At 57.2% G+C, this 257-nt stretch carries 1 protein-coding gene; it reads right to left on the reverse strand.

The genetic code is table 11. The features are described from left to right. Positions 1-257: phosphopantetheine-binding protein (locus G9F75_RS19825; RefSeq protein ID WP_167409345.1), on the reverse strand; the 257-nt coding region annotated here is incomplete at both ends.

Consider the following 257-nt stretch of genomic DNA (forward strand, 5'->3'; position numbering starts at 1 on the left):
ATCGAGTCGCCGCCGAGCGTGAAGAAATTATCGCTTACGCCGATCTGGTCAAGACCGAGCACTTCCTGCCAAATGTCAGAAAGCAGCGTCTCCATCTCCGTTTCCGGCGCTTTGTACGCGGCGCTTCCCGCTTCAATGTCCGGTTCCGGCAGGGCTTTTTTGTCAATCTTTCCGTTTGCGGTGACCGGAAGCTCGTCCATCTCCACCCAGAACGCCGGCACCATGTAGTCAGGCAGCGTGTCTTTCAGCGCGGCTTT

Origin of the sequence: Bacillus sp. EKM208B, assembly GCF_011800725.1 — a bacterium.
GTDB classification, from domain to species: Bacteria; Bacillota; Bacilli; order Bacillales; family Bacillaceae; genus Bacillus; species Bacillus velezensis.